The 26,637-nt window shown below is 68.0% G+C and carries 24 protein-coding genes; 11 read left to right on the forward strand and 13 right to left on the reverse strand.

Translation table 11 applies throughout. The features are described from left to right. The first annotated feature begins 4 nt into the window (after nucleotides 1–4). The 6 genes from SI859A1_RS01095 (at nucleotide 5) to SI859A1_RS01120 (ending at nucleotide 6,643) form a co-directional block, all read left to right on the forward strand. A complete protein-coding gene (locus SI859A1_RS01095) occupies nucleotides 5–907 on the forward strand; it encodes a carbohydrate ABC transporter permease (protein ID WP_009208037.1) in 903 nt (300 codons plus the stop codon). Between the two features lie 157 nt (nucleotides 908–1,064). Next, complete coding sequence (locus tag SI859A1_RS01100) at nucleotides 1,065–3,182, forward strand: catalase (protein WP_009208038.1); 2,118 nt, start codon at nucleotides 1,065–1,067, stop codon at nucleotides 3,180–3,182. Next, entirely contained in the window at nucleotides 3,172–4,293 is a 1,122-nt protein-coding gene (locus tag SI859A1_RS01105; protein ID WP_009208039.1) for a glycosyltransferase family 2 protein, read from the forward strand. The genes SI859A1_RS01100 and SI859A1_RS01105 overlap by 11 nt, the downstream gene beginning before the upstream one ends. Beyond that, nucleotides 4,283–5,368: an acyl-CoA dehydrogenase family protein gene (locus tag SI859A1_RS01110; protein ID WP_161600098.1), complete on the forward strand. Its 1,086-nt coding sequence runs from the start codon at nucleotides 4,283–4,285 to the stop codon at nucleotides 5,366–5,368. Before SI859A1_RS01105 ends, SI859A1_RS01110 begins: the two co-directional genes overlap by 11 nt. Next, nucleotides 5,365–6,084: a PIG-L deacetylase family protein gene (locus SI859A1_RS01115; RefSeq protein ID WP_009208041.1), complete on the forward strand. Its 720-nt coding sequence runs from the start codon at nucleotides 5,365–5,367 to the stop codon at nucleotides 6,082–6,084. Before SI859A1_RS01110 ends, SI859A1_RS01115 begins: the two co-directional genes overlap by 4 nt. Continuing rightward, nucleotides 6,068–6,643 (forward strand): class I SAM-dependent methyltransferase, encoded by a 576-nt coding sequence (locus SI859A1_RS01120; protein WP_009208042.1) that lies wholly within the window; start codon nucleotides 6,068–6,070, stop codon nucleotides 6,641–6,643. The genes SI859A1_RS01115 and SI859A1_RS01120 overlap by 17 nt, the downstream gene beginning before the upstream one ends. 30 nt (nucleotides 6,644–6,673) lie before the next feature. Here SI859A1_RS01120 and SI859A1_RS01125 read toward each other — a convergent pair whose 3' ends face one another. From SI859A1_RS01125 to SI859A1_RS01155, 7 genes are all read right to left on the reverse strand, one after another. Beyond that, nucleotides 6,674–7,432 carry an amino acid ABC transporter ATP-binding protein gene (locus SI859A1_RS01125; RefSeq protein ID WP_009208043.1) on the reverse strand — a complete coding sequence of 253 codons (759 nt, stop codon included), beginning with the start codon at nucleotides 7,430–7,432 and terminating at the stop codon, nucleotides 6,674–6,676. Then, nucleotides 7,429–8,109: an ABC transporter permease subunit gene (locus SI859A1_RS01130; RefSeq protein ID WP_009208044.1), complete on the reverse strand. Its 681-nt coding sequence runs from the start codon at nucleotides 8,107–8,109 to the stop codon at nucleotides 7,429–7,431. Before SI859A1_RS01130 ends, SI859A1_RS01125 begins: the two co-directional genes overlap by 4 nt. A gap of 129 nt (nucleotides 8,110–8,238) precedes the next feature. Then, complete coding sequence (locus tag SI859A1_RS01135) at nucleotides 8,239–9,000, reverse strand: amino acid ABC transporter substrate-binding protein (RefSeq protein ID WP_009208045.1); 762 nt, start codon at nucleotides 8,998–9,000, stop codon at nucleotides 8,239–8,241. 187 nt (nucleotides 9,001–9,187) lie between these two features. Then, the gene (locus tag SI859A1_RS01140) at nucleotides 9,188–10,567 is read right to left on the reverse strand and encodes a homoserine dehydrogenase (protein ID WP_009208046.1); all 1,380 of its coding nucleotides are present in this window, start codon (nucleotides 10,565–10,567) and stop codon (nucleotides 9,188–9,190) included. A gap of 146 nt (nucleotides 10,568–10,713) precedes the next feature. Then, entirely contained in the window at nucleotides 10,714–12,627 is a 1,914-nt protein-coding gene (locus tag SI859A1_RS01145; protein WP_009208047.1) for a TRAP transporter permease, read from the reverse strand. Between the two features lie 88 nt (nucleotides 12,628–12,715). Then, nucleotides 12,716–13,675: a TAXI family TRAP transporter solute-binding subunit gene (locus SI859A1_RS01150; protein WP_009208048.1), complete on the reverse strand. Its 960-nt coding sequence runs from the start codon at nucleotides 13,673–13,675 to the stop codon at nucleotides 12,716–12,718. A gap of 25 nt (nucleotides 13,676–13,700) precedes the next feature. Continuing rightward, complete coding sequence (locus SI859A1_RS01155; protein WP_009208049.1) at nucleotides 13,701–14,582, reverse strand: fumarylacetoacetate hydrolase family protein; 882 nt, start codon at nucleotides 14,580–14,582, stop codon at nucleotides 13,701–13,703. Nucleotides 14,583–14,743: 161 nt separating this feature from the next. Between SI859A1_RS01155 and SI859A1_RS01160 the strand changes: the two genes are divergently transcribed. Beyond that, nucleotides 14,744–15,433 (forward strand): GntR family transcriptional regulator, encoded by a 690-nt coding sequence (locus SI859A1_RS01160; RefSeq protein WP_244400850.1) that lies wholly within the window; start codon nucleotides 14,744–14,746, stop codon nucleotides 15,431–15,433. 69 nt (nucleotides 15,434–15,502) lie between these two features. Here SI859A1_RS01160 and SI859A1_RS01165 read toward each other — a convergent pair whose 3' ends face one another. After that, the gene (locus SI859A1_RS01165) at nucleotides 15,503–16,201 is read right to left on the reverse strand and encodes a haloacid dehalogenase type II (RefSeq protein WP_009208051.1); all 699 of its coding nucleotides are present in this window, start codon (nucleotides 16,199–16,201) and stop codon (nucleotides 15,503–15,505) included. A 123-nt stretch (nucleotides 16,202–16,324) separates the two neighbouring features. Here SI859A1_RS01165 and SI859A1_RS21790 point away from each other — a divergent pair, with 123 nt between their 5' ends. Further along, complete coding sequence (locus SI859A1_RS21790) at nucleotides 16,325–16,462, forward strand: hypothetical protein (protein ID WP_154653354.1); 138 nt, start codon at nucleotides 16,325–16,327, stop codon at nucleotides 16,460–16,462. A 54-nt stretch (nucleotides 16,463–16,516) separates the two neighbouring features. On the opposite strand, the gene SI859A1_RS01170 is transcribed toward SI859A1_RS21790, so the two are convergent. Next, nucleotides 16,517–18,031: a putative bifunctional diguanylate cyclase/phosphodiesterase gene (locus SI859A1_RS01170; protein WP_040324953.1), complete on the reverse strand. Its 1,515-nt coding sequence runs from the start codon at nucleotides 18,029–18,031 to the stop codon at nucleotides 16,517–16,519. A gap of 219 nt (nucleotides 18,032–18,250) precedes the next feature. Beyond that, nucleotides 18,251–19,228, reverse strand: coding sequence for a LacI family DNA-binding transcriptional regulator (locus tag SI859A1_RS01175; protein ID WP_040324955.1), 978 nt, complete (start codon nucleotides 19,226–19,228; stop codon nucleotides 18,251–18,253). A 301-nt stretch (nucleotides 19,229–19,529) separates the two neighbouring features. On the opposite strand from SI859A1_RS01175, the gene araD reads away from it, so the two are divergent. Genes araD through SI859A1_RS01190 form a run of 3 tightly spaced genes read left to right on the forward strand, consistent with a single transcriptional unit; the run spans nucleotide 19,530 to nucleotide 22,947 of the window. Continuing rightward, nucleotides 19,530–21,272, forward strand: a complete 1,743-nt coding sequence (gene araD / locus SI859A1_RS01180; RefSeq protein ID WP_009208054.1) for an L-arabinonate dehydratase — start codon at nucleotides 19,530–19,532, stop codon at nucleotides 21,270–21,272. Between the two features lie 9 nt (nucleotides 21,273–21,281). Beyond that, nucleotides 21,282–22,181, forward strand: coding sequence for a dihydrodipicolinate synthase family protein (locus SI859A1_RS01185; protein ID WP_009208055.1), 900 nt, complete (start codon nucleotides 21,282–21,284; stop codon nucleotides 22,179–22,181). Nucleotides 22,182–22,236: 55 nt separating this feature from the next. Next, complete coding sequence (locus SI859A1_RS01190) at nucleotides 22,237–22,947, forward strand: ribonuclease activity regulator RraA (protein ID WP_009208056.1); 711 nt, start codon at nucleotides 22,237–22,239, stop codon at nucleotides 22,945–22,947. Between the two features lie 30 nt (nucleotides 22,948–22,977). On the opposite strand, the gene SI859A1_RS01195 is transcribed toward SI859A1_RS01190, so the two are convergent. The 3 genes from SI859A1_RS01195 to SI859A1_RS01205 are packed head-to-tail and all read right to left on the reverse strand — an operon-like array spanning nucleotide 22,978 to nucleotide 26,515. Beyond that, complete coding sequence (locus SI859A1_RS01195; protein ID WP_050767393.1) at nucleotides 22,978–24,438, reverse strand: FAD-binding oxidoreductase; 1,461 nt, start codon at nucleotides 24,436–24,438, stop codon at nucleotides 22,978–22,980. Between the two features lie 50 nt (nucleotides 24,439–24,488). Next, entirely contained in the window at nucleotides 24,489–25,277 is a 789-nt protein-coding gene (locus SI859A1_RS01200) for an enoyl-CoA hydratase (RefSeq protein WP_009208058.1), read from the reverse strand. After that, nucleotides 25,274–26,515, reverse strand: a complete 1,242-nt coding sequence (locus SI859A1_RS01205) for a CaiB/BaiF CoA transferase family protein (RefSeq protein ID WP_050767394.1) — start codon at nucleotides 26,513–26,515, stop codon at nucleotides 25,274–25,276. Before SI859A1_RS01205 ends, SI859A1_RS01200 begins: the two co-directional genes overlap by 4 nt. Nucleotides 26,516–26,637 lie beyond the last annotated feature (122 nt).

Below are 26,637 nucleotides of genomic sequence, written 5' to 3' on the forward strand. Positions count from 1 at the left end.
TCCGATGAGCAAGCAATCGGCCGCCGCCAAGGCGGCGAACGACCGGGCCGAAGCCTCCGGCCTCAGCCAGTTCGACACGCTGCCACGGCGGATCCTGACGCTCTACCTGCCTCTGGCCGTGTTCGTCTTCGTCCTGCTGTTCCCGTTCTACTGGATGGTGATCACGGCGGTGAAGCCGGACAACCAGCTCACCGACTACCAGACCTACAGCCCGTTCTGGGTGGTCGGGCCGACGCTGGAGCACATCAAGTATCTCCTGTTCGAGACCTCCTATCCGGGCTGGCTGTGGAACACGATGGTGGTTGCCGTCTGCTCGACCTTCCTGGCGCTGGCCGCCTCGGTCTTCGCCGCCTATGCGATCGAGCGGATCCGCTTCACCGGGGCGCGGGTGACCGGGCTCATGATCTTCCTCGCCTATCTGGTGCCGCCGTCGATCCTGTTCATTCCGCTGGCCTTCATCGTCTTCCAGGTCGGCATCTTCGATTCCATGTTCGCGCTGATCCTGACCTATCCGACCTTCCTGATTCCGTTCTGCACCTGGCTGCTGATGGGCTATTTCCGTACCATCCCCTTCGAACTGGAGGAATCGGCGCTGGTCGACGGGGCGACGCGCTGGCAGATCCTGACCAAGGTGGTGCTGCCGCTGGCCGTGCCCGGGCTGATCTCGGCCGGCATCTTCGCCTTCACCCTGTCGTGGAACGAGTTCATCTACGCGCTCACCTTCATCTCCTCCTCGGAGAACAAGACGGTTCCCGTCGGCGTCCTGACCGAACTCGTGCGCGGCGACATCTACGAATGGGGAGCATTGATGTCCGGCGCGCTCCTGGGCTCGCTGCCGGTGGTGATCCTTTACTCCTTCTTCGTCGACTACTACGTCTCGTCGATGACCGGGGCCGTGAAGGAGTAAGGCAGGACCAAACGGAACGGTGGATCGATCGACACGCCCCGTGCAGCCGCACCCAGGGCGGTTTGGTCGCGGCTGCCAAATTTTCCGACATTCGCGCGCATCCTTTAGGGGCCTACGAGTCTTATCCGAGTGAACTTCCCATGCACCCGGAGCAGACATGACTCAGCAATCGAACGCCGATAAGCCGCTGAACGCCGGCGCGACGCAGGACTATCGCGGCGAGGGCGGTGAGCTGCATCAGGTTGCCGGCGGCGACGTTCCCCAGATGACGACCCAGGGCGGCGCCCCGATCGGCGACGACCAGAACACCCTGAAGGTCGGCCCGCGCGGTCCGACGCTGATCGAGGACCAGGCGTTCCGCGAGAAGATTTTCCATTTCGACCACGAGCGTATTCCCGAGCGCGTCGTCCATGCGCGCGGCTTCGGCGTCCACGGCGTCTTCGAGACCTATGAATCCCTGTCCGACATCACCCGGGCGGACATGTTCCAGCGGGCCGGCGAACAGACCGAGATGTTCGTCCGCTTTTCGACCGTGGCCGGCAACAAGGGCTCGGCCGACCTCGCCCGCGACGTGCGCGGCTTCGCCTGCCGCTTCTACAGCAAGGAAGGCAACTGGGATCTCGTCGGCAACAACATCCCGGTGTTCTTCATTCAGGACGCGATCAAATTCCCCGACCTGATCCACGCCGCCAAGCAGGAGCCGGATCGCGGCTTCCCGCAGGCCCAGACGGCGCATGACAATTTCTGGGACTTCATGTCGCTGACGCCGGAAGCCATGCATATGGCGCTCTGGATCATGTCCGACCGCACCATCCCGCGCTCCTTCCGCTTCATGGAGGGCTTCGGCGTCCACACCTTCCGGATGATCAATGCCGAGGGCAAGTCGACCTACGTCAAGTTCCACTGGAAGCCCAAGCAGGGCCTGCAGTCCGTGGTGTGGAACGAGGCGCTGAAGCTGAACGGCGCCGATCCGGACTTCCATCGCCGCGACCTGTGGGACGCGATTCAGATGGGCGACTATCCGGAATGGGAACTCGGCCTGCAACTCTTCGACGACGAGTTCGCCGACCGCTTCGACTTCGACGTCCTCGACGCCACCAAGATCATTCCCGAGGAGGAGGTGCCGATCCGTGTCGTCGGCAAGATGACGCTGAACCGCGTCGTCGACAATTTCTTCCAGGAGACCGAGCAGGTGGCGTTCCAGACCGGCAACATCGTGCCGGGCATCGACTTCACCAACGATCCGCTGCTGCAGGGCCGCAACTTCTCCTATCTGGACACCCAGCTGAAGCGTCTCGGCGGCCCGAACTTCACCCATATCCCGGTGAATGCGCCGCGCACCGAGGTCCGGCACTTCCAGCAGGACGGCCATATGTCGATGCGCAACCCGAAGGGGCGCGCCAATTACGAGCCGAACTCCTGGGGCGGCGCGGCCGGTGGCCCGCGCGAGGCACCGCGGGGCATGTATCAGAGCTTCCCGGCCGAGGAAGCCGGCCAGAAGCGCCGTATCCGCTCGGAAACCTTCGCCGACCATTACAGCCAGGCGCGGCAGTTCTACCTGTCGCAGACACAGACCGAGCAGCAGCACATCGCTGACGCCTTCGCCTTCGAGCTGTCCAAGGTGGAGACGGTGGCGATCCGCGCGCGCATCGTCTCGCATCTCCTCAATGTCGACGAGGATCTGGCCAAGACGGTTGCCAAGAGCCTGCGGCTGAAGGAGATGCCGGCTCCGGCCGAGGCCGCCATGCCGACGCGCATGGATTTGAAGACCTCGCCGAAGCTGTCGATCATCCTCAACGGCCCGGAGAGCTTCAAGGGACGCAAGGTCGGCGTACTGGTCACCGACGGTGTCGATGCCGCGCTGCTGGCGGGTCTGAAATCCGCCATCCAAGCGGAAGGCGCGATGATGGAAATCGTCGCCCCGATGGTCGGCGGCGTCGAGGCCAGCGACGGTAGCTGGATCGAGGCCAAGCAGAAGGTCGATGGCGGTCCGTCGCTGCTCTACGACGCGGTGGCGGTGCTGGCGTCCAAGGACGGCGCGTCCACCCTGACCAAGGAGGCGACGGCCCGCGACTTCGTCACCGACGCCTTCGCCCATTGCAAGTTCATCGCCTATTCGGCCGAGGCGATGCCGCTGTTTGAGAAGGCCGGCGTCGCTGGCGATCTCGATGAGGGCTGCGTGAAACTCGCCAGTGCCGAGGACGCGAAGGGCTTCATCGTCCAGTGTCGCAAGCTGCGCCACTGGCAGCGCGAACCGAACGTCAATGCGGTCTGACGGTTCGACCCTTCGGCTGGGCACCCCGTCAGGCGGCCCTGACTATCGGCCGATCGTGGCGGTTCCCGCCTGCAACGAGGAGGAGCGCCTGCCGGCGCTTCTCCGCGCGCTCGCCGAACAGTCCTGGCTTGTCGGCACCGGCCGGCAGCTCGACGTCGTCATCGTTCTCAACAACACCGACGACCGGTCGCGCGCGGCAGCGGAGGCAGCAGCGGCCGGCACCATGCTGCGGCTGCATCTGGTGGAATGCCTGTTTCCGGCACCCTTCGCCCATGTCGGTGCGGCGCGCCGGCTCGGCATGGACCTTGCCTGCACCCTGTCGCCGGATACCGGCCGTACGATCCTGCTCACCACCGATGCCGACGCGGTGCCGGCACCCGACTGGATCGCGGCCAATCTCGCTGCGATCGAACGCGGCGCCGATCTGGTCGGCGGGCTGATCATCGGCGACCGGCGCGAAGAGGCCTTGCTCGGGCCGGCCTTTGCGGCACGCGCCAGGAATTACCTTCTCTATGCGGAATTGTGCGACCGGCTCGCCTGCCATGTCGATCCGCTGGCTCACGATCCCTGGCCGCGGCATCGCGACCATACCGGTGCGAGCCTTGCCGTGCGCGCCAGCGTCTATGAAGCGGTCGCCGGCCTGCCGGCAGAGTCCTTCCGCGAGGATCTCGCCTTCGTCGCGCGTGTCAGGCGCGCCGGCTTCAAGCTGCGCCACGACCCGGCGGTGCGGGTCGAGGTGTCGGCGCGCACCCATGGTCGGGCGGCCGGCGGGATGGCCGATACGTTGGCGCAATGGGTGGCCGAGGCCGAAGCCGGGCGGCCGCATCTGGTGGAGGCCCCGCAGCGCGTTCTGGCGCGGGCGATCCGCCGCAGCCTGCTTCGCGATGCGGCCCATGTCGAACCGGAGGGGCTTGCGGCCATCGCCATGCGGCTGGGACTGAAGCCCGCAGAGCTCCACGATGACGACGGCCGCGTCTTGCCGCCGCATATCCTGGTCGAGCGCCATGCGCCGGACGAGCCCGATGCCCCCGGCACGGTGCCGGTGCTGGACGCGATTGCGGAACTGAGAGCGCTGATCGGCGAAGATGAGGCGAGGGAACATGCTGCATAAGCTCCGGCCACGGGACGAGGCGGCGTCGCTGCGACGCGCATTGGTGGCGCTGCCGCGCAGCTACGAGACGGAGGCCGAGTTCCCCCATGCGGGTTTCGCGCTGCTGTCGGGCTCGTCGCTGGCCGCCGATCCGCCGCTGGAACCCGCCGCCATCGGCGATCTCCTGCATCTCCTGGCCGAGGTGGGACGCGGCGATCTCGGCGTCGGCCGAATCTATGAGGGGCACGTCAACGCGTTGCTGCTGATCCGCGCCTATGGCAGCGAGGCCCAGAATGCGGCAGTCCGCAATGCGGCGGCCGAGGGCGCATGGCTGGGTGTCTGGAACACCGACGCTCCCGGCAAGCCGCTGACCGAGAATGACGACGTTCTCTCGGGCGCCAAGAACTTCGCCTCCGGCGTCGACGGGCTGACCCGCGCGATCGTGACGGTGCCGGACGAGGCGGGCCGGAAGATGCTGCTGATGCCGCTGGCCGATGCACCGGTCGACCGGTCGTGGTGGGACCCGATGGGCATGCGCGGCTCCGGCAGCCACGTCGTCGACTTCACCGGGTTGAAGATCGAGGACGCACATCGTCTCGGCCAGCCGGGCGACTATACGCGCGAGCCCTGGTTCAGCGGCGGCGCGATCCGCTTCGCCGCGGTTCAGACCGGCGGCCTGCACGCCGTCTTCGACGTGGCGCGGGACCATCTGCTGCGCACCGACCGGGCGAGCGATCCCTATCAGGCACAGCGGCTCGCCCGGATGGGTCTGCATGTCGATGCCGCCCATGGCTGGCTGGCGCGCGGCGCAGAGGCCTGGAGCGCGGCCGCTGCCGATCCGGACGATGCCGCAAAGGCGAGGCGTCTGGTCGCCACGGCCAATGCCGTGCGCTCGGCTGTGGAAGCGGCGGCGCTGGCGGTGCTGGAAGAGGCGGAGCGGGCAGTGGGCGCCGCCGGCTTCAATCGGCCGCATCCGCTTGAGCGGCTCGTCCGCGACCTGCGCACCTATCTGCGCCAGCCCAATCCCGATGGCGCCCTGCGCAATCTGGGCGACGCGATCGCCGCGGGCGACTGGCTGCCGGGAGAGGGCGCATGAACGAACCGCGCGAACCGCGCACGCTGACCGCCCGCAGCATCCTCATCGTCGCGCCGCACGCCGACGACGAATCGCTGGGATGCGGCGGGCTGGCAACCATCCTCGCCGCGGACGGCCGGCAGTTCCACACGCTTTTCGTCACCGATGGCGGGGCGTCCCATCGCAACTCGGCGACATGGCCGCGAGCGGCGCTGGCCGCCAAGCGCCACCGCGAGGCCGAGGACGCGCTCGCCATTCTGGGTCTCGGCACCATGCCGCGCAGCTTCCTCGGCCTGCCCGACGCCGATCTGCCGCCGGACGGCTCGCCCGGCTGGAATGCGGCCCGCGCCCGGGTCGTCGAGATCCTTGCCGACGCCGCGCCCGATCTGGTGCTGTTGCCTTGGCGGCGCGATCCGCATTCGGACCACCGCGCCGCCTGGCACCTGGTCACCCAGGCGCTGGAACAGGCAGGCCTGTCGCCGGCGCGGATGGAATATGCGATCTGGCTCGACGAACTCGGTGCGCCGGAGGATCATCCGCGCCCCGGGGAAATGCACCGGGTCTCCTTCGACATCGCCGATGTCGTCGAGACCAAGCGGGCGGCGGTGGCCGCGCATCTGTCCCAGACCACGGCGCTGATCGATGACGACCCGGACGGGTTCATGCTCGACGCGGCCACCATTGCCCGGCTGACGGGCCCGATCGAAAGTTACTGGCAGGATGGCGAAGCCGATTGATCTGGTCGGGTTCGAGGCGATGTTCGCCGCCGATCCCGATCCCTGGGGCTATGCCGCCTCGCCCTTCGAGCAGTTCAAGCGTCGCATCCTGATGGAGGCGGTGGGCACGCGGATGTACGGGCGTGGGCTGGAACTCGCCTGCGCCAATGGCGAGAACAGCGCGGTGCTCGGCCGCAAATGTCTGCGGCTCCTGGCGCTGGACGGCTCGCCGACGGCGCTGGCCATCGCGCGGGGCCGCAACCGGGCGACGCCGCGCGTCCGTTTCGCCGAGGCCGTGCTGCCGGGAAAGATGCCTCGCGGGCCATTCGACCTGATCGTCGTGTCGGAACTGCTCTATTATCTTGCGCCGAACGATTTGCAGGTGATGCTCGCCCGCTTGCGGGCGGCCGTCGCGCCGGGCGGACGGATCGTGTTCCTCCACCATTTCCTCGATTTCGACGATGCGGCGACGCCGCCGGCGCTGGTCGCCGAGGCCGTCGAACGCGCCTTCGCCGCGGGCTTTGGCGCCGGCTACCGCGCCCGGACCAGCCGCTTCGTCGCCGTCGCCTTCGACCGCTGAGGCAGGTCTGTCGGAGAGCGTTCCAGGCGATCAGGTTCCGCCGGCGGCGCCCAGCAGCGTGCCGACGAAACGGGTCGTGCGCGGATCGGTGGGCGTGCGGAAGATCGTCTCGGGCGGTCCTTCCTCGACAATCTGGCCGCCGTCGAGAAAGGCGACATGATCGGCGATCTGGGCGGCCAGCCGCAGATCGTGGGTCGCCATCAGCATGGTCATGCCCTCCTCGGCGAGGGTGCGCAGCACGTCGACGACCTCGATGGCGAGTTCGGGATCGAGCGCCGAGGTCGGTTCGTCGCACAGAAGCAGCGTCGGCGAGGCGGCAATGGCCCGCGCGATGGCGACGCGCTGCTGCTGGCCGCCCGACAGGGTCGCCGGCCAGGCATCGCCCTTGTGGGCCAGGCCGACTTTTTCCAGAAGCGTCATCGCATGGCTCCGCGCCTTGGCGGCCGGCCATTTCCAGACGGTGGTGAGCCCTTCAGTCACATTGTCGGCGACCGAGCGATGCGGAAACAGCTGGAAGTTCTGGAACACCATTCCGGTCCTGCGGCGCAGCGCCAGGATCTCGGCCTGCGACGGGCGCTGGCCCGGCGCGAAGGCGACTCTTGCATCGCCGATCTCCAGCGTGCCGGCTTCGGGCATTTCCAGAAGGTTGGCGGTGCGCAGCAGCGTGCTCTTGCCGCTGCCGGACGGGCCGATCAGGGCGGTGACGCGGCCCTCGGCGATGTTCAGTTCCACCCCGTCGAGGACGGTGTTGTCGCCGAAACTCTTGGCGATGCCGGACAGGCGGATCATGCGCCGGACTCCAGATAGCCGCCCTGTCGCCCGAAGCGCGCCTCCAGCCGGCTCTGCAGGGCTGAGAGGACCGAGGACAGGACGAGATAGAGCAGTGCCGCCTCGACATAGAGGATGAGCGGCTCGTAGGTCGTCGCGACGATGCGCTGGGCCTGCTGGAACAGCTCCGGCACGGTGATCGCCGCGGCCAGCGAGGTGTCCTTGACCAGCGAGATGAAGGAATTCGACAGCGGCGGCACTGCGACACGCACGGCCTGGGGCACGATGGTGCGCTTCATGGCCTGGTTCCGGGTCATGCCGATCGCATAGGCGGCTTCCCACTGGCCCTTGTTGATGGAGGACAGGGCCGCGCGGATGATCTCCGACGTATAGGCGCCGACGCTGAGGGTGAAGCCGATCAGCGCTGCCGGAAAGGCGTCGATCAGGATGCCGACGCTGGGCAGGCCGTAGAAGATGACGAAGAGCTGGACGAGCAGCGGCGTGCCGCGGATGAACCAGACATAGAAGCGGGCGATGGCGGCCAGCGGCTTCGGTCCGAACAGCCGCACGACGGCCGTCATGAAGCCGAGCGACAGGCCGAAGGCGAAGGACAGGATCGCCAGCGGCACGGTGAAGACGAGACCCGCCCGGACCAGTGGCCAGAGCGAGTCGAGCATCAATTGCAGGGTGGGGGGCAAGGGACGGTCCGATCCTGTCGCGTCAAGCGGGCGCGGGTAGTCGGGTTCCGGTGCTCGGCCGGAACCTCACCCTTCGGCGACGATGTAGGGCAGCGGCAGTGGCGGGCATCCCGCCACCGCCGGCGATGATCAGCGCGAGACGTCGGCGCCGAAATATTTCTGCGAGATGGTCTCGTAGGTGCCGTCGGCGCGGATCGCGTCGAGCGCCTTGTCGATCTCGGCGACGAGCTCGGGATTGCCCTTCTGGACGACCACGCCGGAAGCGGCGGCCTCGGCCTCCGAGGCGACGATCTTCACCGGCGCGTCGGGCTTCTGCTTCTTGAAATCGAGATAGGAGAGGTTGTCGTTGATCGTCGCGTCGGCGCGGCCGGTGAGAACGAGCTGGATCGACTGGTCGAAGCCTTCCGTGCCGACGAGGCTGGCGCCGGCTTCCTCGGCGATCCGGCCGTAATTGGAGGTCAGCGACTGGGCCGCCCGCTTGCCGTCGAGATCGGCGAAGCTGGCGATGTCCGCGTTGTCGTCCTTCACGATGAGGACCGCCTTGGAGACGATGTAGGGCTTGGAGAAGTCGAAGCGGGCCTGCCGCTCCTCGGTGATGCCGACCTGGTTGATCACCGCGTCGTAGCGGTCGGAGGCGAGGCCGGCGATCAGGCCATCCCACTTGCCCTCGACGAACTCGACCTCGACGCCGAGCCGCTCGGCGATCTCGCGGCCGATCTCGACATCGAAGCCGACGAGGGCGCCGGAGGCGTCGTGATAGGTGAAGGGGGCGTAGGTGCCCTCGGTGCCGATCCGCAGGGTGCCGGCGGACTTGATGTCCTCGAGGCTGCCGGCATGGGCGGCGGTGCCGAGGAGGAGGGCGGCGGTGAGCGTTGCGAGCGTGAGCTTCATGGGGTCATTCCTGAATTGCGAGGCGCCTGTCGCGCATTGACCGCAAACTCGGTATTCGCAGGGCTTCCATCAAGGAATGGATTGGCGCGGGGACGCCGGATCGGAGTTGGTTCTTCCGATCTTCGCCATTCGGCGCGCGTGGAGCATGAGGGCGGACGACCGGTCGCGGTCGCCCGCCATCGCGGTGTCAGCGGTTGGCGAAGAAGACGTCGTCCTGCTCGCTGCGCAGCCGGTGCAGCGTGCTCGCCGTGTCGAAGGCGACGGCGTCGCAGGCGACGATCTCGCCGGCCGCGACCGGGGCGCGAAGGGTGCGCCCGTCCATCAGGTAATAGGGCGCGGGCGCGCCTGGTCCGAGCGGCCGGGCCGGCATCAGCAGGTGATCCAGCGGCTCGATCTGGTGGCGCGCGCCGATGGCCAGGGTCTCGCCCGCGGCGAGATCGCGCCGGGCGCGGGCGACGAGGTCGTAGCGGGGCCTCACCTCGGTGCCGCCGGTCGAGCTGCCGAGCCGGGCCGCCGACAGCACCGACATCGGCGCCTCGACGCCGAGCAGATGCACAGGGTTGTGGATCAGGAGGTGGCGGCCGTCAGGGCTCGCCGGAATGCCCTTGCCGGCGAGCAGCCGTCCGGTCGCCGCGTCCGGCGCCTCGACGATGACGAAGACGCCGCCGGCAAAGCTGAGTTCGTCCGGCCGGCGCAGGCAGTTGAACATGTCGACGACGCCGGAGCGGCCGAGAAGGCCGCCGGCGGCGCGGGGCCGCAGGAGATGCGGCAGTTCCACCGTGCGGGCGATGGGCGCATGCAGGTCCGGCACGTCCGGATCGAGATCGGTGTGATTGGCGACGATGCCCATCTCGCAGAGATCGGGCACGGTGGTACGGGCAAATTCCGCCAGTTCGCGGGGCAGGATCGCGGCGGTCGGATCGCCGGTCGCGAAGAGATCGCGATAATGCGGCGCCGCAACCGACCGCCCCCAGGCAGTGACCGTGTCGTCTCCCGGGTTCCAGACGAAGTCGGATTCGCTGGCCTTGCCGGCGGCGACGATCTTCAGGCCGAGAAGCCGCGCCCAGCCGATCAGGCCGATCAGCAGGCTGGGCTGGTCGCCATCCACCGGCGTATGGACCACGCCGGCCGAGGCGGCGCGTCGGGCGAGGATCGGACCGACGACGATCTCGGCTTCCTTGGTGGCGATGACGCTGTGGCGGCCGTTGTCGATGGCGGCGGCGGCCGTTGCGGCGGCGCCTTCGGGATGGCCGGTCGCCTCGACCACCACGTCGAGCGGCAGCGCGGCCAGAAGCAGCGCATCGTCGACGACCGCCGTCCGGCCGGCTTCGATGGCCGCGAGGGCTGCTGCGCGCGTGTCGCACAGCGCGATGGCCTCCGCTGCGACGCCTGCCGCCAGCAGCGAGCGGCGGGCGCGATCCATGTCGCGGTCGCAGATCGCCGGGACGATAAGCCCGGGAATATGCCGCGACTGCGCCACGAAGGTCGCGCCGAACTCGCCGGCACCGACCAGCCCGGCCCGGATTTCGCGCTCCTCGCTCCGCGCGAAAATGGCATGCAGGTTCATGGATCCCCTCCCGAAATGAATTCCCCCGCGGCCGGTCTAGGCCAGATTGTCGCAGGGCGGAAGGGTCCGGCCGCGAGACCCGGCCGGTCGCAAGCTGGCATGCCAGGCGCTGGACGACGCCCGGCGAGGCTGGCGCCGCGCCGCCGTCAGCCGGCCGCGATCCGGTTGCGGCGTGCGAGGGCCGTCGGGGCGGCGGCGGCGACGAGCAGGGCTAGGCCGGCCATGTCGATCCACAGATTGGTCGGGAACATCAGAAGGCCGCCGGCGATGAGGAACAGCGCACGGCGCAGCGGCGTGACCACGCCGCCGACCGGCTCGGTGCCCTGCAGCGCGATGGCGAAGAGCACGCAGCCGATTGCGTAGAGCGCCGTCGTGTAGGCGATGTCGAGCGGCGTGCCATCGAGGAGCAGCTGCGGGACATAGACGAAGCTGAACGGCATCAGCACCAGCGTGGCGCCGAATTTGAGGGCCGAGAAGCCGGTCTTCATCGGCGGCGCGTCGGCAATGGCGGCACCGGCGAATGCAGCGACGCAGACCGGCGGCGTGATGTTGGAGAGGCACGCGGCGTAGAACACCGCCAGATGCGCCGCCACCACGGGTACGCCGAGATTGATCAGGGCGGGCGCGGCGACCACGGACAGGATGATGTAGGAGCCGGTGGTGCTCGACCCCATGCCGATGATGATCGAGACGACGGTCACGAGGCAGAGTGCGACGAACAGGTTGCCGCCGGAGAAGTCGATCAGGACGGCGGAGAATTTCAGCCCGAGGCCGGCCAGGACGATGCCGCCGATGATGATGCCGAGCGTGCCGATGGCGGCGCCCGCCGCCGCGTTGCTGCGGGCGCCCCCGACCATGGCCTGCGCGATGGCGGTCGGTCCCATGCGGGTGTCGCGGCGCAGCCAGGAGAGGGCGGCGGCCGAGACGGTGCCCCAGAAGGCGCAGAAATCGGCCGAATAGCCGGAAAACAAGAGCCCGATCACCGCGATCAGCGGCACGAAGAACTGCCAGCCCTTGGCCAGCACGGAGCGCAGGCTGGGGATTTCCTCCGCCGGCAGGCCCTTCAGGTCGAGGCGGACGGCTTCCAGATCGACCATCGACAGGAGGAAGACGAAGAAGACCACGGCCGGGATGACGTTCATCAGGGCGATGGTCAGGTAGCTGGTCTCGGTGAGGGTCGCGAGGATAAAGACGCCGGCGCCCATGACCGGCGGCATGAACTGGCCGCCGGTGGAGGCGATCGCCTCGATGGCGCCGGCGTCATGGTTGCGGAAGCCGGTGCGCTTCATCAGCGGAATGGTGAAGGCGCCGGTGGTCACGACATTGGCGACGGAGGAGCCGGAGATCGAGCCGAACAGCGCCGAGGTCATCACCGCGATCTTGGCCGGGCCGCCGCGCCAGCGGCCGGCCAGCGCCGTGCCGAGATCCATGAAGAAGGCGCCGGCGCCCGAGCGCTCGAGGAAGGCGCCGAAGATCATGAAGGGGAAGACGAAGGTGGCGAAGGTCGCGGTGACGACGCCGAACAGCGCTTCCTGTGTGGAATAGGTGAATTCCAGGATGCGCTCGACCGACATGCCGGGATTGGCGAGGCGGCCGGGGAGATATTCGCCGAAATAGAGCTGGCCGAGAAAGACGATGGCGATGATCGAGATGATCGGGCCGAGTGCCCGGCGGCTGGTCTCCAGCATCACGCCGATGGCGATGGCGCCCATCACCAGATCGGCGGTGTTGGGCGAGGAGACGCGGAACATCGCGTAGCTGACATACTGGTCGATCCAGTACCAGACGCAGGCGACGGTGGCGGCGACGAGAACGAGGTCGACGATGCTCGGGCGGTGGGACGGCGAGCCGGCGCGCGCGGGATAGAGCAGGAACACCAGCACCGAGGTGAGCATCAGATAGATGCCGCGATTGGTCTGGGTCGAGACGAGGCCGAAGCCGGAGGTGTAGAGGTAAAAGCCGGTGAAGCCCAGCGCCACCAGATTGAAGGCAAGGGCGTAGAAACCGGTCAGGGACCGACGTGCGCCATCGACGCGCAACAGCCAGGATGCGTCCACCATCGTCTCGTCTTTTCGTGGTTGAAAGGCCCCCGCCTTCCGGTCAGCCGGAAAACGGGGGCGTCAGCAATGCGTTGACTGCGGCGGTTGGCTACTTCGCCGCGCCGCTCTCGGCGTAATAGGCGGCGGCACCGGGATGCATCGGGGCGCCGAGCGCCTCGAAGTTCTCGACGTCGGGCTTCATCTGGGCCCAGGCCTTGTGGCCGTTGGCCAGCGCGTCCTGGCGCTCGTAGGCAGAGGCCACCATCCGCTTGACCACGTCCTCCGGGACGCTCTCATGGGCGACCCAGTAGACGGTGGTGTAGGGCATGTCGGTCGCCGGAACGCCCTTGTAGGTCGTCTCCGGCATCGTGCCCGTATGGTAGAAGGGATAGGTCTCGCTGATCTTGGCGAGCTGGTCTTCCTCATAGGTCAGCACCACCACGTCGCGCGTCTCGGCCAGCTCGGTGACGGCCGCGGCCGGTGAGGACGACTGGCAGAAGGCGTCGATCTGGCCGTTGCCCAGCGCCCGGCCGGCGTCGGCGAAGGTCATCATCTGCGGCTCGACCTGGTCGAGGATGCCGAGCGCCGTCAGGATGTTGGAGCAGTTGAAGACCGTGCCCGATCCCGGCGGTCCGAGGGCGACTTTCTTGCCGGCGAGATCGGCGATCGTCGACACGCCGCTGTCGGCGAGGGTGACGAAATAGGTCGGGCCCTCATAGGCCATGGCGACGCCGCGCAGCATGTCGCCCTTCGGGCCATCCTTGAACGGGCCGGTCGGCTCCTGCGCCATGAAGACGTGGCTGCCATAGACGATGCCCATGTCGAGCTCGCCCTTGATCAGCCGCTTGGCGTTCTCGGTGGAGCCGCCGGTGGTCACCTGGGTGATGTTGACGTCCGGCAGGTCCTTGCCGAGCTCGGTGCCGGCGACGCCGACCATGTAGTACATGACGCCGCCCGGATTGGAGCCGCCCCAGGCGATGCTGGTCTTGTCCTGCGCCACGGCGCCGGTTGCGAGTGATGCGACGGCGAGCCCTGCCGCGAGCGTGCAGGCGATTGTCCTGAGTGTCATCCTGTCTTCCTCCCCATTGTTGTCGTTACTGGCGGACGGGATTCTCCAAAGTCCCGAGCCCGTCGATCGTGACCGCCACGCGGTCGCCGTCGGCGAGATAGCGCGGCGGGTCGAAGCCGATGCCGACGCCGGCGGGCGTGCCGGTGGCGATGATGTCGCCCGGCAGCAGCGTCATGGTGGCCGTCATCGTCTCGATCAGCGTCGGAATGTCGAAGATCAGACCGGCGACGCTGGCCTTCTGGCGGGTCTCGCCGTTGACCGTGGTGGTGACGGTGAGCTTGGTGACGTCCGGCACCTCGTCGGCGGTGACCAGCACCGGGCCCATCGGCGCGAAGGTGTCGATGCCCTTGCCGATCACCCATTGGCTGTGATGGCGCTGCAGCTCGCGCGAGGTGACGTCGTTGATGACGACATAACCGAAGACGTAGTCCATGGCGTCGGCCTTGGTGACGCCGAAGGCGCGCTTGCCGATGACCACGCCGAGCTCGCCCTCGTAATCGACGGTGCGGGTGCGATCGAGGCCGGCCTCGATGGTCGCGCCGGGTCCGATGATCGCCGACAGCGACTTGGTGAAGATGACGGGCGCGACCGGGATGGCCTGCTTGCCGCCGGAATCGAAGCCGCTGTTGTGAAACTCGGAGGCGTGCTCGCGGTAGTTCTTGCCGACGCAGAAGATGTCGCGGCGCGTCTCGGGCAGCGGGGCGAGAATGGTCACCTCGGACCGGGACAGGCGCTCGGCGCCATTGGCCGCCTTGGTCTTCCACGCATCGAGCAGCTCCGCGTCGCCTTCGGCGATGCGCCGCACCGCAAGGCGGGCCGCCGCGCCGGTCTCGCAGACCACGATCTCGTTCCCATCCAGCAGGCCGGCGCCCGGAACACCGTCCCGTTCGAATGTCAGCAGCTTCATTTCCGCGATGCTTCCTTGTTTTATCGATAAAACATGCAAACATATGGAAAGTGACGGGTCAAGCGGCGTTGTGCCGGAAGCCCCATGGATTGCCAAGTCGGCGCAGAGCCGGCATGCCGGGCGCCAGCGAAGGAAAGGCTGCCACACTCATGGATCTGGACGTGTCGACGCGCCCCCTGAAACCGGACACCGGCATGACGCTGACCGACGCGGCCTACCGGCAGCTGCGCACCGACATCATCGCCGGGGTGCGGGCACCGACGGAGCGGCTGCGGATCGAGCGGCTGAGCCGGATCTACGAAGTCGGGCCGACGCCGCTGCGCGAGGCGCTGCAGCGGCTGGCGGCCGACGGGCTCGTCATCGCCACCGGCAATCGCGGCTTCGCCGTCGCGCCGCTCGATGCCGATGAATTCGAGGACCTCAATACCGCCCGGACCGCCATCGAACTGCAGATGCTGCGCATGGCGATCGAGAAGGGCGACGCGATGTGGGAATCGGGCGTCGTCGCCGCGGCCTACCGGCTGGGCAAGCTGGACGATCGGATCATGTCCGACAATCACGAGACCCTGTCGGAATGGGAGACCGCCAACCGGGATTTCCACTACGCCACGGTGTCGGCCTGCGGGTCGAAATGGCTGCTGCATGTGCGCAGCCTTCTGCACGACCAGTGCGAGCGCTACCGCCGGGCCTCGGTCGACCTGAAGCGCCACGAGCGCGATCTGGCCGAGGAACACCGGCAGATCGCCGCGGCGGTTCTGGAGCGCGATGCCGACCGGGCGAGCGATCTGGTGGCAGCACATTTCGAGCGCACGACGCGGTTCCTGGTGCAGGTGCTCGGCGCGCGGACCTGATCCTGGTGCGGGGGCAGGGCGATGTGGCCTGCCAGACTGCCCTCGGCTCTCAGGCCTTAGCCTCAGACTTCAGCCCTCGGGCGCGAAGTGCTGGATGATGGCGTCCGCGATCCCGCCGAGATCGGCGGCGACGATGTCGGGCGTCGGGGTTTCTGGCGCGTGCAGCACGGCATTGCCCGGCCGGGTGACGAGCGCGCCGTGACAGCCGGCGGCCTGCGCGCCGATCGTATCCCAGACATGGCAGGCGACAAGGCAGAGATCGCCGGTGGCAACGCCATGCGCCTCGGCGACAAGGCGATAGGTCTCGGGCGCCGGCTTGAACCGGCCGACGCTGTCGACGCTGTGGGACGCCTCGAAGAACTCTGCGATGCCGGCCCTGTCCAGCGGGGTCGGCGCGGGCGACGGTGGGGAATTGGTAAGGGTGACGAGGCGAAAGCCGGCGTCGCGCAGCTTCGTCAGCGCCGGGGCGACGTCGGGATGGGCCGGCATGCTGCCGATCCGCCGGCGCAGCTCGGCGACGTCGTCATCGCCGACGGCGACATTCCGGGTCTCCCCGACCATGCGGATGATGCCCGCTGCGATCTCGCCGAAGGGCGTGTAGCGGCCCGACAGGGTCAGCGTCTGGGAATAGAGAACGAGTTGGGCGAACCATTCGCGCATCACCGCCGCATCGCCGAAGACCCGGTCGAACAGCGGCTCCAGCGTGGTGATGTCGAGCAGCGTCTCGTTGACGTCGAAGACGATGATCGGCTGAACCGGGCTGGTCATGGCAAAACGCTCCCTGGTCGGTCCGATCCTCACCGGATCGGCATCCCTTCTAGATGGGCTCTCCCTTGCAACGTCCAGCCCGACACCAGATCTGCGTCACGACCAGACACAAGGATTGCGACCATGATGCAGGACAATGAGATGATGATGGATTCCGGCCCGATGGGGTGGATGATGGGTGGCATGGGGATCGGCGCGGTGCTGGTCCTCGCCGTCCTGGTGCTGGGTGTCTTCGCCCTCGTCAAATATCTGCGGCGTTGACGACGCCGGCCGCTGCGGCCGAGCTGATCAAGCGCCCGACGCGGGATCGCCCGGTCAGGCCGCCTCGGTCGCCCGGATCCTGACGGGGCCGCCGCGGGCCAGCATCGCCTGGATGTCGGACCAGGGCTGCGGCCTGGCGAAGTAATAGCCCTGCAAGAGCTTGCAGCCGGCGGTGCTGGCCAGCAGCATCTGTTCGGCGGTCTCCACGCCTTCCGCCACGATGGAGAGCCCCATGGCGTTGGCGACGCTGGCAAGGGCGGTGATGAGCACGTTGTCGGCCTCGCTGTCCCCCAGCTTGATCACGAAGCTGCGGTCGATCTTGATCGAATCGATCGGGAAGGCGCGCAAATAGGAAAAGCCGCTGTAGCCGGTGCCGAAATCGTCGAGCGAGATGCGCAGCCCGAGGGCGCGCAGCGCGGCGAGACGGCGAATGACGCCGTCATTGGCGTTCATCGCGACGGATTCGGTGATCTCGATGACGATGCGCTTTGCCGGCATGCCGGTTTCGGCCAGCACGCTTTCGACCATCGTCACGACGTCGTCGCGTTTGAGCTGGCTGGCGGAGAAATTGACGCCGATAAAGAGGGAGCCGGCCTCCACTCCATCCCGGCAGGCGCGGCGGAACACCCATTCGCCGAGCAGGTCGATGAGCAGCGACTGTTCGGCAATGGGGATGAAATCCACCGGCGGAATGATGCCGCGCGACGGATGGCGCCAGCGCACCAGCGCCTCGCAGCCATGCAGCCGGCCCTCCGCCGTGACGATCGGCTGATAGGCGAGTTCCAGTTCGTTCAGGAGGATCGCGGCGCGCAGCTCGCGCTCGATATAGCGGATGTGCTTCTGATCCCGGAGCATCTCGTTTTCGAACAGGGTTGCCTGGGCACGGCCGTTCCGCTTGCTCTGGTAGAGCGCGAGGTCGGCATATTGCATCAGCTCGTCGAACAGGGCGGTGTCGCCCGGACCGAAGGCGATGCCGATCGAGGCCGAGAGGTTCAGCGGCCGGCCGGCGTGATAGGCGGTTTGATCGAGCGCGGTCAGGAAGCTCTCGGCCCGCCGGGTCGCCGCTTCGGGTGAGTCGCATTCGGTCAAAAGCGCGAATTCGTCGCCGCCGACCCGGCCGATGAGGCTGTCGGGGAAGATGCGGCCGGCGACCGTCGCCAGATGACGCAAAGCGGCATCGCCCATGTCGTGTCCGTAGGCGTCGTTGATCTGCTTGAGATAATCCATATCGACGAGGAGCAGCGCGTAGCCGCCGGATGCGGGAGCGATCTTGAGCTGCGCTCCGCAGCGGGTGATGAAGACCCGGCGGGTCAATGTCCTGGTGACGCCGTCGCGCTCGTGGATCAGCGCATTCTGGCGATCCGTCACGTCCTTCTCGCGAAACAGCTCGGTTTCGAGGCGATGCTGCCGGCTCGCCCAGAACAGGGCGATGACTGCGACCGCCGCCGTCGCGGTCATGATCTGGGTATGCCAGATTTCATCGCTGCCGGCGCCGGTGAGCCCCAGGATGGACAGGCCGATGATGGCAAGAAGCCAGCCCACCATCGAATAATGGCTGATCCGCATCATGGCGCGAGGGTCGCGGAAACCGGACAATTCAGTACCCTGACAGTTGCATTTGCGACTTTGTGCAGGAAGAACTCATAAGACCGGGTAAACAGTTTGTGATGACTGCATGACAGTTCACGTTCGGTGAACCGTTCCTTGTCAGCCGCCCCTTCAGCGGGATGCTGAACGTCCGTCGCGCTACTTCGGCCACGGCCTCCGAGTGATCGGTGGCTCTTCAGGCTAGGCGGATCTGCGCGCCACGATCCTGAATCCGAGATCGGTGACGGGTGCCTGCGGGCCGGTGCCGTCGAAACGGGCGAGGATCGCTTCCGCCGCGGCCTGCCCGAAGGCCGGCCGATCGACCCGCACGGTGGTCAGTGCCGGCTCGACATGGGCGGCAAAATCCTGGTCGCCGAAACCGATCACGGCGATGTCCGCCGGCACGGCGAGCCCGCGGGCCCTGGCTTCGATCAGCACGCCATGGGCGAGAAGGTCGGAGCTGCAGAAGATCACCCCGCCCGCGAAACCACGGGCGTCGAGGAGTTCGGCGAGGCCCCGCCGCCCCCGTTCCAGGCTCGCCGGCCCGTCGAAATCGACCGCCTCGATTGCCGCCTCCGCAGCCGGGGCGAAGCGCGCGACGAAGGCCGCCTTGCGGCGTGCCGCCCGCTCGTCGTCGGCCGACACCGTGCCGGCCCGTACGTAGCCGGCGGAGATGGCATAGTCGGCCGCCGCACGCCCGGCTTCGGCGTGGGAGAATCCGACGCACAGGTCGATGGGCGAGTCGGTGATGTCCCAGACCTCGACCACCGGAATGCCGGCGCCCAGCAGCATCCTGCGGGCCCGCGGCGTGTGATGGATGCCGGTCAGCAGCATGGCGTCCGGCCGGCGCGACAGATGCGTCTCGATCAGCATTTCCTCGTCGGCCGGATCGAGCCCGGTCTCCGACAGCAGGATCTGGTAGCCATGGGCGCGGATCCGCTCGCTGAAGGCCTTGATCATTGCGGCGTAGACGATGTTGGTGATCGACGGCACCAGGGCGGTGATCAGCCGGCTGCGCCGCGAGGCGAGGGCCCCGGCCAGGGCGTTGGGGACGAAACCGGTCACCGCGATGGCCTCGCGGATCTTCGCCAGCGTGGCCGGCGAGACCTTGGACGGATCGCTGAGGGCTCGGGACACGGTGACCTGCGAGACGCCGGCCAGCCGTCCGATCGTCGCCATGGTGACCGGGCCGCCCCCTGAAGGCGCGGCTTTCGGCGGTGGAGCCTGATCGTCCGTCAATCGCCTCGTCTCCGCCTCTGACCTCGACACGGGTCGCCGGTCGGTTTCTTGCGCCCGGCTGCCTCGTCCCGGACGGGACCTGCGCGTGTTCACACGCCGGGCTTCAGCGCGAGATTATGTATACGTATTCGGCGTGGTTTTCCATTGCGGTTCGGCCGGGGCGCTGCGCTATCCGCTTCGTTGACACACGGTTTATGTAAGCGCATACACCGCCGAAATCTGCTGCCGAGGACGAGTACCCATGGCCGAAACCCGCCGGAAAACGCCGGAGACGCTGCGCAGCGCACGATGGTTCGCGCCCGACGATCTGCGCAGCTTCGGCCATCGCTCGCGGATGATGCAGCTCGGCTATGCGGAAGAGGATTTTCGCGACAAGCCGATCATCGGCGTCCTCAACACCTGGTCTGAGCTCAATTCCTGCCACGGCCATTTTCGCGAGCGCGCGCAGGACGTGAAGCGCGGCGTCGCCCAGGCCGGCGGCTTTGCCGTCGAGCTGCCGTCGCTGTCGGTGGACGAGAGCTTCACCAAGCCGACCTCCATGCTCTACCGCAACATGCTGGCCATGGAGACGGAGGAGATGATCCGCTCGCACCCGCTCGACGGGGTGGTGCTGATGGGCGGCTGCGACAAGACCACGCCGGGTCTCGTCATGGGGGCGCTGACGGCCGGCGTGCCGATGATCTACCTGCCGGCCGGGCCGATGCTGCGCGGCCATTATGCCGGCAAGATCCTCGGCTCTGGCTCGGATGCCTGGAAATACTGGGACGAGCGCCGCGCCGGCAACATCAGCGACGAGGAATGGCTGGGCATCCAGGGCGGCATCGCCCGTTCGGTCGGCACCTGCATGACCATGGGCACCGCCTCGACCATGACCGCCATCGCCGACGCGATGGGGTTGACCCTGCCGGGCGCCTCGTCGATCCCGGCGGCCGATTCCGGCCACCAGCGCATGGCGTCGGCCTGCGGCCGGCGGATCGTCGACATGGTCTGGGAGGATCTGACGCCGGACCGGATCGTCACCGCGGCGGCGGTGCGCAATGCCGCCATCGTCGCCATGGCCACCGGCTGCTCGACCAACGCCGTCGTCCACATCATCGCCATGGCGCGGCGCGCCGGGGTCGAGCTGACGCTGGACGATCTCGATGAACTGGGCCGCACGACGCCGCTGATCGCCAATGTCCGCCCCTCGGGCAAGGACTATCTGATGGAGGATTTCTTCTATGCGGGCGGTTTGCGCGCGCTGATGAAGCAGCTTGAGGAACGGCTCGACACCTCCTGCCTGACCGTCACCGGCCAGACGCTGGGCACATGCCTGGAAGGGGCGGTCGTCTATAATGACGACGTCATCCGGCCGCTGTCGAACCCGGTCTATCACGAGGGCTCTCTGGCGCTGCTGCGTGGCAATCTCTGCCCTGATGGCGCAGTGATCAAGCCGGCCGCCTGCGACCCGCGCTTCCATGTGCATGAGGGGCCGGCGCTGGTCTTCGATTCCTATCCGGAGATGAAGAAGGCGATCGACGACGAAAACCTCGACGTGACGCCCGACCACGTGCTGGTGCTGCGCAATGCCGGGCCGCAGGGCGGGCCGGGCATGCCGGAATGGGGCATGCTGCCGATCCCCAAGGCGCTGATCAAGCAGGGCCATCGCGACATGCTGCGGATTTCCGACGCGCGCATGTCGGGCACCTCCTATGGCGCCTGCGTCCTGCATGTGGCGCCGGAATCCTTCGTCGGCGGTCCGCTGGCGCTGCTGAAGACCGGCGACATCGTGCGGCTCGACCTGCCGAACCGGCGGCTCGACATGCTGGTCGACGAAGCCGAGCTGGAAGCGCGCCGCGCGGCATGGACGCCGCCCGAGCCCCGCTACGGCCGCGGCTATGGCTGGATGTTCTCGCGCCACGTCACCCAGGCCGACAAGGGCTGCGACTTCGACTATCTTGAGCGGGGCTTCGGCCCGGCGGTTCCCGAACCCGACATCTTCTAGAGGACCGCGATGCGCCACGACCTCGACACGGCCCTTGCGGGCATCTCTGGCATTCTGGTGACGCCCTATGACGCGGCGGGCGACGTTGCGCCGGCGAAGCTGGCGCCGATCCTCGACCGGGCGCTGGCCGCCGGCGTGCACATGCCGGTGGTCAACGGCAATACCGGCGAGTTCTACGCCCTGACCACCGATGAGGCGGTGACCATGGTGCACGAGGTCGCCGCGCTGGTGGACGGACGGGCGCCGCTGCTTGCCGGCGTCGGTCGCGGCATCCGCGATGCCTGCCGGCTGGCCCGCGCTTCGGCCGAGGCCGGCGCGACCGCGCTGATGATCCACCAGCCGCCGGACCCGTTCGTCGCGCCGCGCGGCACCGTCGACTATGTCCGCGCCATCATCGACGCCTCCGGCGGCCTGCCGGTGATGCTGTATCTGCGCAATGACGCGATCGGCACGAAGGGCATCGCCGCGCTTTGCGCGCTGCCCGGCGTCAAGGGCGTCAAATGGGCGACGCCCAACCCGATGAAACTCGCCGAGGCGATCGCCGCCTGCGACCCGTCGATCACCTGGGTCGGCGGTCTTGCGGAAGTCTGGGCTCCGGCCTTCTATGCCGTCGGCGCGCGCGGCTTCACGTCCGGGCTGATCAATGTGTGGCCGGAGCGCTCGATGGCGATCCATGCGGCGCTGGAAGCCTCGGACTACGCGGCCGCCCGCGACCTCATCGCCGGTATGCGCGCCTTCGAGGAGATCCGCGCCGAGGAGCTGAACGGCACGAACGTCACCGGCGTGAAGGCGGCGCTCGCGGCGATGGGCGACGATTGCGGGCCGACCCGGCCGCCCTCGGCCTGGCCGTTGACCGAAGCGCAGCAGGTCCGCATGACAGGTTTCCTGACGGCGAACGGCCTGATCTGATCCAGCCGGCGCCGTTCCCGGCGCCCGACCGACGCATTGGAGCGAGACCCTGGCGATGAACGAAGCGACACGGCAGAAACTGATGGGCGTCTCGGTGGCGACGCTCGCCACGGCGCTCTACAAGCGCGGCCTGCGCAGCCAGGTGATCCAGGAGGTGCATCCTGTAGCGCCGAAGGGCCGCAACATGGTCGGCCCGGCCTTCACCCTGCGCTACATGCCGGCCCGCGAGGACCGCAACCAGCTCGCCGAGTTCCGCAAGCCCGACCATCCGCAGCGTGCCGCGATCGAGGCCTGCCCGTCCGGCCACGTCATGGTCATCGACAGCCGCAAGGACCCGCGGGCGGCCAGCGCCGGGGATATCCTGATCACCCGGCTGATGGTGCGCGGTGCCGCCGGCATCGTGACCGACGGCGGCTTTCGCGACGCGGCGACGATCGGCGGCCTCGACATGCCAGCCTATCACACGCGCCCGTCGAGCCCGACCAACCTGACGCTGCACGAGGCGATCGAGATCAACGGCCCGATCGGCTGCGGCGACTCGCCGGTGTTTCCCGGCGACGTCATTGTCGGCGACGACGACTGCGTGATCGTCATTCCGGCGGATATCGCCGACGAGGTCGCTGACGAGGCGGTGGAAATGACCGCTTACGAGGATTTCGTCATCGAGCGGGTGCGCGAGGGCGAGACGATCATCGGCCTCTATCCCTGCACCAAGGACGAGCACCAGGTTCGCTTCAAGGAATGGCGGGCGCAGAACGGCCGCTGATCGCGCGGCCGCCCAGCCGCCTGGTCCTCTCTAGCCGAGGCTTCTGACGTCCGCGCCGTCGCGCGGCGAGGTGAGCTGGCAGCCGGGATTCATCAGATCCGCCGGGTCGAGCAGCTGCTTCAGCCCGCGCAGCAGGGTCTCGTGAACCGGCGAGCGCCGCGCTTCGAAGTCTCCGCGCTTCAGGCGCCCGATGCCATGTTCGGCGCTGATGCCGCCGCCATGGCGGTCCACCACGGCGTTGAGGATGGTCTTCGCCTCGTAGAGCATCGCGTCGCGCGCCGCCCGCTCGAGGCCGCGCGGCGGAATGACGTTCAGATGGATGTTGCCGTCGCCGACATGGCCATAGGCGACGGGCAGGCAGTCCGGCAGCCTGCGGCCGAGCTCTTCGATGGATTCTGTAATGAAGCCGGCGACCTGCGATGGCGAGACCGACAGGTCGGTGCGCAGATGCGGGCCACGCAGCGCCTGTCCCTCGATCATCCCCTCGCGGATCTGCCACAGGCCGGCGGCCTGGCGCTCGGAGGCGGCGAGCACGCCGTCGATCACCAGATCGCGGGTCATGGCGGTTTCGAGGAAGGCCTCGACCATGGCGCGCAGGTCGATCGGTCCGGTGGCGGCGACATCGATCAGCGCATAGGCCGGCGCGTCGGCGATCTGCGGTGGCACGAAGTCGGCGTCGGCCTCCTTCGCGAAGGTCAGGCCCTCGGGCGGCACCAGTTCGAAGGCTGACAGCAGGTCGCAGCATTCGCGCCGGGCCAGCGCATAGAGCGCCATGACGTCGTCGAGGGAGCGCAGCGCCAGAAAGGCGGTCTCGCCGCGTGTCGGCTTCGGCACGAGGCGCAGCGCCGCGCCGGTGATGATGCCGAGCGAGCCCTCGGCGCCGATGAAGAGCTGCTTCAGGTCGACGCCGCTGTTGTTCTTGCGAAGGGTGGAGAGGCCGTTCCAGATGGTGCCGTCGGGCAGCACCACCTCCAGGCCGAGGATCATCTCGCGGGTCATGCCGTAGCGCAGGACATTGATGCCACCGGCATTGGTGGCGATGTTGCCGCCGATCTGGCAGGAGCCCTCGGCGGCCAGCGACAGCGGGAAGAGCAGATCCTGTTCGGCCAGCGCCGCGTTGATCGCGGCAAGGATGCAGCCGGCATCGACCACGGCGGAGAAATCGTCGGCGGCAATGGTGCGGATGCGGTTCATGCGCTCCAGCGTCAGGACGACATGACCGGCAGCATCGGTCGGCAGGCCGCCCAGCACCAGCCCCGTATTGCCGCCCTGGGGCACGACGGCCAGACCGGCCGCCGCGCAGGCACGCACCAGCCGCGAGACTTCCTCGGTATCGGCGGGGCGCAGCACGGCCAGGGCGCTGCCCTCCACGTCGCCATGCCAGTCGCGGCAATAGCGCTGCATGTCGGCCGGGTCCGACAGCACCGTCTTCGGCCCGAATTCGGCGACGAGCCCGGCGAGAATGGCGTCCGGGGCGGGCTTCGCATGCATTTTATTGGTGGATGCGGTCATGGATGGTCCTCGCTGGTCCCGGCCGATGCCTAGCGGCCTTCCCAGGCCGGCGGTTTGCCGCTGAGGAAGCCGGCGACCCCGGCCTTGAAGTCACGGCTGCCGTAGCATGACGCGATGAGATCGTCGCCGTCGGCGCCCGGATCGTCGGCAAGGCGCGCAATGGCCGCCTTGCTGACCCGCAATGTCACCGGCGCGTTGGCGAGGATGGTGTCGCAGATGCGGGTGACGGCGTCGTCGAGGGCGTCCTTCTCGACGATCTCGGCGAGGAAGCCGCAGGCGCGCGCTTCGTCGGCATCGAGGATCTCGCCCAGGAGCAGCATGCGCTTGGCCCGGGCGGCGCCGAAGCCGGCGACCAGCCGGGCATAGTTCGCCATGGACAGGCAATTGCCGACGGTCCTGGCGATCGGCACGCCGAAGCGCGATCCGACGGTGGCGATGCGCAGGTCGCAGACGGCGGCGAGGTTCAGCCCGCCGCCGACGGTCCAGCCGTCGATCGCCGCGATGGTCGGAACGGGAATGCGGGCCAGCGCCAGCGTGTGCTCCTCCATCTCGCGCTCATAGGCGATGCCGTCCTCGCCGGTCTCGAAGCCGGAGAAGATCCGCACGTCCGAGCCGGCGACGAAGGTCTTGCCTCCGGCACCGCGCAGGACCACGGCCCGAAGCGTGGCATCGGCCTGCAGTTCGTCGCAGATGGCGTGGAGTTGGCCGTACATCTGCCGCGTCATGGCGTTGCGGGCGGCCGGGCGGTCGAAGGTGACATGGGCGACCGCACCACGCCGCGCCAGCGTCACGGCGCCGTCAGCGTCGTTGGCGCTCATTGCGAGAAGGCTCCGCCGCCGGCCAGTTCGTCGTAGCGGTCCGACAGGCCGAGTTCGTCGACGAGGTCACGGGTGTGCTGGCCTAGCAGCGGCGGCGGATAGCGCACCTCCTGCGGCGTGCCGGACAGCTTGACCGGGAAGCCGAGCGTGTTGATCTCGCCTTCCACCGGATGCTGGACCTTCATCACCATGTTGCGCGCCGCGACATGGTCGCTCGCCATGACCTGGGCATAGTCGTTGATCGGCCCGGCCGGCACGCCGGCTGCGATGAAGGCGTCGACCCAGTGATCGACGGTCTCGGCCTGGAAGACGGCATTCAGCTCGGCGACGAGCGCCGGCAGGTTCTGCAGCCGATCGCGATTGTCGCGGAAGCGCGGGTCTTCCGTCAGGTCCATGCGGTCGATGACCTGGCAGAATGTCAGCCAGATCTTCTGGTTGGCGGCGCCGACGACGAAATGGCCGTCGGCTGCAGCGAAGGCCTGGTAGGGCGCGCTCATGCGGTTGGCGGTGCCCAGCGGCTGCGGCGAGCGGCCGGTGGCCCACAATTCGGTGCTTTCCCAGACCGACAGGCCGAGTGCGGCCTCGAAGAGCGAGGCATCGACATACTGCCCGCGGCCGGTGGCCTCGCGACCGAAAATGGCGCTCAAGATGCCGTAGACGGCGAGGAGGCCGGCGCCCAGATCGCCGATCGGCACGCCCGACTTGATCGGTTCGCCGCCGGGAATGCCCATGGCGCTGATGACACCGGACATCGCCTGGGCGATCAGGTCGAAGCCCGGGCGCTGCGACCAGGGTCCGGTCTGGCCGAAGCCGGAAATGCTGGCATAGACGAGGCGAGGATTGCGCTTCGCCAGGGTTTCGTAGTCGATGCCCAGCCGCCTGGCGACGCCGGGCCGGCTGTTCTCGACGACGATGTCGGCGGTCTCGACCAGCGCGTAGAAGAGTTCGCGCCCGGCCTCGGTCTTCAGGTTGATCGTGACGCTGCGCTTGTTGCGGTTCAGCGCCAGGAAGCCGGGGCTGTCCTCGCCCTTCATGCGGAAGCCCATGGAGCGGCGGGTCTGGTCACCGCCTGCCGGTGGCTCGACCTTGATGACGTCGGCGCCCATGTCGCCGAGTAGCATGCAGCCGAACGGTCCGGCCATCACCTGGCTGAGATCGAGAACCCGCAGTCCTGCCAGCGGCAGGGGCCGCGGGGCCTCCTGCGTCGCAGCGCGGTCGTCCAGTGCCGGATTGTCCATGCTTTCCCCCTGATGCCGGGCGGCCATGCCTGTCGTCAGGCCGCCGCCGTCGCTCCCACCGCATCTGGTATGCAATATTGCGCAACGGGAGGTCAACGGGCTTTATCGCCGGCAGGTGATGC

The sequence above is a fragment of the Aurantimonas manganoxydans SI85-9A1 genome (genome assembly GCF_000153465.1).
Classification (GTDB): Bacteria; Pseudomonadota; Alphaproteobacteria; order Rhizobiales; family Rhizobiaceae; genus Aurantimonas; species Aurantimonas manganoxydans.

Coding starts and splice junctions, on each gene's coding strand:
- SI859A1_RS01195 (WP_050767393.1), bottom strand. CDS start 24,438: ATGCATGCGAAGCCCGCCCCGGACGCCATTCTCGCCGGGCTCGTCGCC.
- SI859A1_RS01135 (WP_009208045.1), bottom strand. CDS start 9,000: ATGAAGCTCACGCTCGCAACGCTCACCGCCGCCCTCCTCCTCGGCACC.
- SI859A1_RS01115 (WP_009208041.1), top strand. CDS start 5,365: ATGAACGAACCGCGCGAACCGCGCACGCTGACCGCCCGCAGCATCCTC.
- SI859A1_RS01185 (WP_009208055.1), top strand. CDS start 21,282: ATGCGCCACGACCTCGACACGGCCCTTGCGGGCATCTCTGGCATTCTG.
- SI859A1_RS21790 (WP_154653354.1), top strand. CDS start 16,325: ATGATGCAGGACAATGAGATGATGATGGATTCCGGCCCGATGGGGTGG.
- SI859A1_RS01145 (WP_009208047.1), bottom strand. CDS start 12,627: ATGGTGGACGCATCCTGGCTGTTGCGCGTCGATGGCGCACGTCGGTCC.
- SI859A1_RS01170 (WP_040324953.1), bottom strand. CDS start 18,031: ATGATGCGGATCAGCCATTATTCGATGGTGGGCTGGCTTCTTGCCATC.
- SI859A1_RS01100 (WP_009208038.1), top strand. CDS start 1,065: ATGACTCAGCAATCGAACGCCGATAAGCCGCTGAACGCCGGCGCGACG.
- SI859A1_RS01205 (WP_050767394.1), bottom strand. CDS start 26,515: ATGGACAATCCGGCACTGGACGACCGCGCTGCGACGCAGGAGGCCCCG.
- SI859A1_RS01105 (WP_009208039.1), top strand. CDS start 3,172: ATGCGGTCTGACGGTTCGACCCTTCGGCTGGGCACCCCGTCAGGCGGC.
- SI859A1_RS01120 (WP_009208042.1), top strand. CDS start 6,068: ATGGCGAAGCCGATTGATCTGGTCGGGTTCGAGGCGATGTTCGCCGCC.
- SI859A1_RS01175 (WP_040324955.1), bottom strand. CDS start 19,228: ATGGCGACGATCGGACGGCTGGCCGGCGTCTCGCAGGTCACCGTGTCC.
- SI859A1_RS01110 (WP_161600098.1), top strand. CDS start 4,283: ATGCTGCATAAGCTCCGGCCACGGGACGAGGCGGCGTCGCTGCGACGC.
- SI859A1_RS01125 (WP_009208043.1), bottom strand. CDS start 7,432: ATGATCCGCCTGTCCGGCATCGCCAAGAGTTTCGGCGACAACACCGTC.
- SI859A1_RS01200 (WP_009208058.1), bottom strand. CDS start 25,277: ATGAGCGCCAACGACGCTGACGGCGCCGTGACGCTGGCGCGGCGTGGT.
- SI859A1_RS01150 (WP_009208048.1), bottom strand. CDS start 13,675: ATGACACTCAGGACAATCGCCTGCACGCTCGCGGCAGGGCTCGCCGTC.
- SI859A1_RS01095 (WP_009208037.1), top strand. CDS start 5: ATGAGCAAGCAATCGGCCGCCGCCAAGGCGGCGAACGACCGGGCCGAA.
- SI859A1_RS01165 (WP_009208051.1), bottom strand. CDS start 16,201: ATGACCAGCCCGGTTCAGCCGATCATCGTCTTCGACGTCAACGAGACG.
- araD (WP_009208054.1), top strand. CDS start 19,530: ATGGCCGAAACCCGCCGGAAAACGCCGGAGACGCTGCGCAGCGCACGA.
- SI859A1_RS01155 (WP_009208049.1), bottom strand. CDS start 14,582: ATGAAGCTGCTGACATTCGAACGGGACGGTGTTCCGGGCGCCGGCCTG.
- SI859A1_RS01190 (WP_009208056.1), top strand. CDS start 22,237: ATGAACGAAGCGACACGGCAGAAACTGATGGGCGTCTCGGTGGCGACG.
- SI859A1_RS01140 (WP_009208046.1), bottom strand. CDS start 10,567: ATGAACCTGCATGCCATTTTCGCGCGGAGCGAGGAGCGCGAAATCCGG.